The organism is Thermodesulfitimonas sp., from assembly GCF_052743955.1.
Window position 1 is genome coordinate 1 of sequence record NZ_JBRAIN010000100.1, and the last position, 5,776, is coordinate 5,776.

A 5,776-nucleotide genomic window follows, 5' to 3' on the forward strand; every position below is an offset into this window, starting at 1 on the left:
CAAGATTCAATCCGTGAACCTTATGGGTTGCTAAACCAAATTATACGAGGAGGTGCGTGGGGGTGAAAGTTTTCGTAGGGCAGGTTCTCCCCTACATTACGGTGGCCATCCTGCTCGGGGGTATTACCTGGCGTATTTGGCGCTGGATGATCGGCCAGATTGTTCATAACATCACGCTGCCGCCCTTCCCTTCTTCTTGGCCGGCAGCAATTGTTTGGATCCTCTGGCAGATCGTCAGTTTCTGGAACATTTTTAAGTTTGACAGAGGATTATGGATTTTTGCCTGGCCGATGCATGTGGCGCTGGCCTCCATTGTCGGGGGGCATTTCCTTGGTATCTATACGCTGGGGCAGCAGTTCCACCTCCTGCTTCCCTGGATAGTAACGCCGCACCAGAGTGAGGCGGCTTCCAACTTCTTAGGCACTACCTTTGGGATTATCTTTTTTGTAATGCTGCTTGGCCTACTTTACCGGCGGCTGGCTATCGAAAAGGTGCGGGCTATCTCCGCACCGAGTGATTATCTCCACCTGCTTTTGCTTTTAGGGATTGTCGGGGTGGGGGACTATATGCGGCTTGTGCATACCGCCAGCCTCCACTACGCCGAAGCGCGGCAGTACCTGGCGGGACTCTTCACCTTTAACCCGCAACCGTTGCCAGATAATAACTTTTTCTTTATCCATTTTCTGCTGGTGCAGATAATGCTCATCATCTTCCCGTTCTCGAAGCTGATGCATCCGTTTGGGATTCTATGGAACCGGTGGATCTATAACCGTCCTTTCCAGCAGCCACCGGTCGGCCTTCCCGGTACTAAGATCAAGCTGTAGACTTTATCGCGGAAGGAGGTGAAGAGACATGCCTAAAAAGGTCTTATCTAACGGTACGGAGGTGGCCCAGCCAGCAAGGGCGCCCGACCGCCTGCTTAAGAGATTGCACGTGCGGGAGGTTCCGGATGCAGAAAAACCCGCCGAAGCGATTAAATGGCTTGATTACTACCGCAAAAACCGTCGTTCGCTAACTCTGGCGATGGAGTCCTGCGTTAAGTGCGGGGTGTGCGCTGAGAACTGCCACGCCTACCTGGGAACCAGAGACCCAAATAACATCCCCGCGGGCCGCGCCGACCTGATGCGGCGGGTTTATAAGCGGTATTTCACCGTCCAGGGCCGTCTCTTCGGGAGTCTGGTGGGCGCCGAAGAGATGACGATGGATACACTCGAGAAGTGGTTTAGTTATTACTATCAGTGTACCGAGTGCCGTCGTTGCGGTCATGTCTGTCCGTTCGGGATTGACACCTGCGAAGTCACCATGGCCGGTCGCGAGATTCTCTGGGCTCTGGGAATGGTGCCGGAACTGCAGGGTGCTGCCTCGGCCGCGGTCTTCGAACGGGGCAACCAGGGCGGCGTGACCAAAGCCGCAGCCGTGGATACGCATAGTTTCCTTAGTGACGAGTTGGAAGAAGAACGTGGCTTCCGGATCGAGTTTCCCGTGGATAAGCCCAATTCTGATATCCTCTACGTTCCTTCCTCGGCTGATTACTTGCTTAATCCGGAGACGCTGAAGGGTGCTGCCCAGTTCTTTGAATATATCGGCGCTAACTGGACGATTTCTTCGTACATGTTGGAGGCTGGTAACTTCGGGCTCCTCACCGACCAGCACTCTGTGCAGCGGGAGCTTGTGCGGCGCCTCTGGTGGGTGGTGGCTGACCTCGGTATTAAGAAGGTGGTTTTTGGCGAGTGCGGTCACGGCTGGCGCGCCTGGAAGATGTACACCCCGAGCCTTACTGACTATGCGGTTGCCGGTGCTGGTTACTATTACCAGCGGGTGCCGATCGTCAACATCCACCAGGAAGTGGCGGCGCTTATTAAGGCGGGGAAACTGAAACTCGACCCGAAGAACAACCGGCTTGCACCGCCGGGTACGAAGGTGACCCTCCACGACCCGTGTAACTACGTCCGCGCCGACCAGCTTGGGGAAATCTTCCGTATTAACCTGTACGCCTCGGTGCCGGAAGTCCGGGAAATGTATCCGAACTACGAGAAGAACTTCTGCTGCGGCGGTGGTTCGGGGGTACTTTACGATGACCCGGAGATGTACGCGCTCCGCATTAAGTTCTTCCAGAAAAAAGCCGATCAGATCCGGGCTTCGGGCGCAAACCATATCTGCGCGCCTTGCTCCATCTGTAAGGCACAGTTCTACCCGATGGTTAAAGAACACAATCTGGCGCGTGAAGACGGCACGATTATGCCGGTTAACGGCCTGATTGACTTTGTGGGGGCAGCGTTGGTCTTCAAGGGACACAGGCAGATTTAGGGGGTGGTTCTTCGGATACTGTTTAGCTGATCTTCTGGTAGTGCCTGTATAATGTACCAGGAAAAGGTTTCGTTATGGTTTGTGGGTGATTCTGTAAGAAAAACCAAATCTCTCGGAGGTGTCAAGGAATGCCTTTTATCGAACTTCTCGGTAAGCAGATCGAGGTTGACGAGGACGGGTTTATTCAGGACCCAGAAATCTGGAACAAGGAACTCGCCGAGGCTCTAGCGCCGATGGAAGAGGTCAAGCAGATGACCGACGACCACTGGAAGGTGGTTATGTATATCCGGGACTACTACCTGCGGACCGGTGTGGCGCCGATGATCCGGAAGCTTTGTAAAGACACCGGCTTCAGCCTGAAACAGATTTACGAGCTTTTCCCAACGGGTCCCGCGAAGGGTGCTTGTAAGATTGCCGGCTTACCTAAGCCTACTGGTTGCGTGTAAGCGGGCCTTTCTCCGAAGAAGTTATTTCCTTAACCCGGGAGCCCCCGGGTTAAGAGGTTTTTGGGTAAAAATATTTTCGTAGCCCTGCGAAACTAGATTTACAAGGCGGGATACATCCTTGGAGCAGATTTTTAACATTCCGCGGGTGGTCATCGGGGCACCACAGGGGCGTTCCGGGAAGACTACGGTTACGTTTGGGCTTATCGCGGCGCTTTCCGCCCGGGGGCTCAAGGTCCAGCCTTTTAAAAAGGGCCCTGACTTTATCGACCCGGGTTGGCTGGGCCGGGTAGCGGGCCGGGTATGCCGCAACCTTGACGCCTTCTTCATGGACCGGGAGACGCTACGCTGGAGTCTTTACCGTGGCGGGGCAGGAGCGGATGTGGCGGTCATTGAAGGGGCGATGGGGCTTTTTGACGGGGTTGACCTGGCAGGAAGCGGGAGTACCGCCGAGATCGCCAAGGCGCTCGCAGCACCCGTGCTCCTGGTGGTGAATGCGGTACGCATGACCAGGAGCATCGCCGCCATTGTTCTTGGATGCCAGCATTTTGACCCCGGAATTAGTATCGCCGGCGTCATCCTTAATAATGTAGCACGCCCACGCCACGAAAAGATGCTGCGGGCAGCGGTCGAAAACTTTTGCGGGCTCCCGGTTGTGGGTGCGCTACCTAAGAACCGGGCGTGGCGGATACCCGACCGGCACCTGGGGCTTGTTCCGGTGGGAGAGGACGAACGTCTGTGGGAGGCTATAGAGGCTGCTCGTGCGGGGGCGGAGGAGTACCTCGATCTCGACGCGATCCTCGCTATAGCGCGGGCAGCGCCGCCGCTACCACTTCCCGCATCGCCTCTAAAAATTGGTATAAACCTTACCGAGCCAGTTCGGATCGGGGTTTTCCGGGATCGGGCCTTCAGCTTTTACTATCCGGAGAACCTAGAGGCTCTTGAGGAGGCTGGGGCGCGCCTAATCTTTATCGACGCTCTTCACGACTCCCTTCCAGAGGTTGACGCCCTCTATATCGGCGGCGGCTTTCCGGAGGTTTTCGGGGCGGAACTCGAGGCCAACAGGAGCCTCCGGGAGGCGCTCCGGAGTAAGGTGGAGGAAGGATTGCCTGTGTACGCGGAGTGCGGCGGGCTCATTTACCTGAGTCGGAGCCTGACCTACGCGGGTCGGCGCTTCGCTATGGCGGACATTTTTCCCTTCGACGTTACCGTAGACAATGAGCCCCGCGGCCACGGTTACATGCGGCTGCGGACCCTCGAAGGTAACCCCTACTTCCCGCCGGGACGGGAGATAAAGGGGCACGAGTTTCACCACTCTGCACTAACGGCACTACCACCGGAGGGCTGTTTTGGTTTTGTTGTCGAGCGGGGCTACGGGATAGACGGGAAGCGGGACGGGCTCGTTTATAAAAACGTACTCGGGGCTTACTGCCATATCCACGCGCTTGCGGTTCCCGATTGGGCAGTGATTTTTGTCGGTAAGGCGGCGGCTTACCGAGACCAGAAGCGGAAGAAAAACCAGACCTTAGCCCGGATTTAGCGCCGGGGTCCAGGCGTTTCACCCGGAAAGGTGGGAGAAAATGTCGGTGGTACTGGTATACATCACTTGCGCCAACAGGGGGGAAGCGCGGGCAATCGCGCAAGAGTTAGTTACGGCGCGCCTTGCGGCCTGTGTGAACATCCTGCCGGAGATCGAGTCTTTCTTTCGCTGGGAAGGGCGCCTTGACCAGGCGCGGGAGACGGCTCTCGTCGCGAAGACGGTGCAGGCAAAGGTTCCAGAACTGGTGGCAGCGGTCCGAAAAAGGCATAGCTATTCATTGCCGGCCATCCTCGTTTTGCCGGTAGTTGACGGATTTCCCCCTTTTCTCGATTGGGTAAGGAGCGAGGTTGCCGATTGAAACAGCTGATTCCTTTTCCCTGGGATGTTTCGCCCGCAGAAGCCATGCGCTTGCAAGAGAAGCTGCGGGAGCAGGTGGTGGTTGCGGGGGGGCCGGCACCAGAGAACTTACGCCTGGTTGCCGGCCTTGACGTATCCTTTTGCCGGCGCCGGGGCCTTCTTTTCGGCGCTGTAGTCATCCTGCGGCTTCCGGATTTCATAGTTACGGAAGAAAGTACGGCGGTTCTTCCCCCTCCGTTTCCTTACGTACCGGGGTTGCTTGCTTTTAGGGAGGGCCCCGTGCTATTGGCCGCGCTGCGCAAGATCGCTTCGGTTCCGGACCTTCTTGTCTGTGATGGGCAGGGAATAGCTCACCCCCGGGGCGTCGGTATTGCCAGCCACCTGGGGGTGTTGCTTGGGATACCGGCTATTGGTGTGGCGAAAAGCCGTTTGGTCGGGAATTACGAAGCACCGCCACCTATGAAAGGTGCTACTTCGCCACTCTTTCTTAACGGAAAGGTGGTAGGTAGTGTGCTCCGCACGCGGACTGGCGTGAAACCGGTTTTTGTTTCCCCAGGCCACCTGGTGGGAGTTGAAGCAGCTACCAGACTAGCGCTTTCGCTCTGTACCCGCTTCAGGCTCCCCGAGCCGGTGCGGGCGGCGCACCACCTAAGCCGCCGGCTTTTTCTTCACCACGCTACCGAGTAAATCCCGCGCGGCTTTCCCCTCCGGTTGTAAAGTGTACCCTTCGCTTTATAATCCTCACGTATCCGGTAAAACTAAGGTATAGTTGGGAACGAGATACTGTTCCTCTCGGGAAACAGAACTGAAGGGCAGTCTGTACCTGTGCAGGAGGGGTTAAGATGAATTTGCGGCGCCTGACCGGTATGGCTATTCTTGCGGCGGTGTTGCTGATTCTCTTTGCGCTTGAACCGCAAGCGCGTGCGGAGTATCCGACTCTTTATTGGGGGAGCACCGGATGGTACGTTTCCCAGGTCCAGTGGCGGCTTGCTTCATGGGGGTACTACGACGGACCGGTTGACGGAATCTTTGGCGACGGGACCTGGCGGGCGGTGCAATCCTTTCAGTGGAAAAACGGGTTGGTCGTGGATGGCATAGTTGGTCCAGCGACATGGGAGGCGCTGGGCTT

7 protein-coding genes are annotated in these 5,776 nt (G+C 56.7%); all 7 read left to right on the forward strand.

Going from position 1 to position 5,776, the window contains the following annotated elements:
* Positions 1 to 62 precede the first annotated feature (62 nt).
* Entirely contained in the window at positions 63 to 824 is a 762-nt protein-coding gene (locus tag ACUVTA_RS08115) for a respiratory nitrate reductase subunit gamma (RefSeq protein ID WP_445952450.1), read from the forward strand.
* Between the two features lie 28 nt (positions 825 to 852).
* Positions 853 to 2,307 (forward strand): (Fe-S)-binding protein, encoded by a 1,455-nt coding sequence (locus ACUVTA_RS08120; RefSeq protein WP_445952451.1) that lies wholly within the window; start codon positions 853 to 855, stop codon positions 2,305 to 2,307.
* 128 nt (positions 2,308 to 2,435) lie between these two features.
* The gene (locus tag ACUVTA_RS08125) at positions 2,436 to 2,753 is read left to right on the forward strand and encodes a TusE/DsrC/DsvC family sulfur relay protein (protein WP_445952452.1); all 318 of its coding nucleotides are present in this window, start codon (positions 2,436 to 2,438) and stop codon (positions 2,751 to 2,753) included.
* A gap of 118 nt (positions 2,754 to 2,871) precedes the next feature.
* Positions 2,872 to 4,290 (forward strand): cobyrinate a,c-diamide synthase, encoded by a 1,419-nt coding sequence (locus ACUVTA_RS08130; RefSeq protein WP_445952453.1) that lies wholly within the window; start codon positions 2,872 to 2,874, stop codon positions 4,288 to 4,290.
* Between the two features lie 40 nt (positions 4,291 to 4,330).
* Entirely contained in the window at positions 4,331 to 4,648 is a 318-nt protein-coding gene (gene cutA / locus ACUVTA_RS08135) for a divalent-cation tolerance protein CutA (protein ID WP_445952454.1), read from the forward strand.
* A complete protein-coding gene (locus ACUVTA_RS08140) occupies positions 4,645 to 5,334 on the forward strand; it encodes an endonuclease V (protein ID WP_445952455.1) in 690 nt (229 codons plus the stop codon). Before cutA ends, ACUVTA_RS08140 begins: the two co-directional genes overlap by 4 nt.
* Positions 5,335 to 5,489: 155 nt before the next feature.
* The coding region (locus tag ACUVTA_RS08145) for a peptidoglycan-binding domain-containing protein (protein WP_445952456.1) at positions 5,490 to 5,776 on the forward strand (287 nt) is incomplete at its 3' end.